A 405-nucleotide genomic window follows, 5' to 3' on the forward strand; every position below is an offset into this window, starting at 1 on the left:
TCAAGGCCGCTTGGGAATCTGCATTTGGTGGGGACAGCGTGGTTGGGCTTGCCCCGGCGGCTGCGAGCGCAGAGGTTCTTGGGCTTGAGTTGGGGATGGATACGGAGAACGTGGCTAAGTGGTTGCATGAATCTGCCGGCCAGGGAGCAATCGACAGGGCCGATCAGTTCTTCGCGACGGAAGCTAGGCTCAAGACCGCGGTTTCGGGCACTAATGTCAGGGCGTTGTTGGAGCAGAGGGTGGCGCGACTGGCCGCCGAACAGTGCCGATGGCATTTTCGGCCCAATCAGTTGGTGATCGTCGATGAAGCTTCCATGGTCTCGACCCTTCAATTGTGTGCCCTGGTCCGCCAAGCCCAAGCGGTTGGTGCGAAGATCCTCTTGGTAGGCGACCCGGCCCAGCTCG

General features: G+C 60.7%; 1 protein-coding gene. It reads left to right on the plus strand.

Annotated features, from left to right (window positions below; all coding sequences use genetic code 11):
• Positions 1 to 38: 38 nt before the first annotated feature.
• Positions 39 to 405 (plus strand): AAA family ATPase (locus tag SB724_RS19450; RefSeq protein ID WP_410572419.1); only part of this gene is annotated, 367 nt, incomplete at its 3' end.

It is taken from the genome of Bacillus sp. SIMBA_031, from assembly GCF_046535225.1.
GTDB lineage: Bacteria > Bacillota > Bacilli > Bacillales > Bacillaceae > Bacillus > Bacillus velezensis.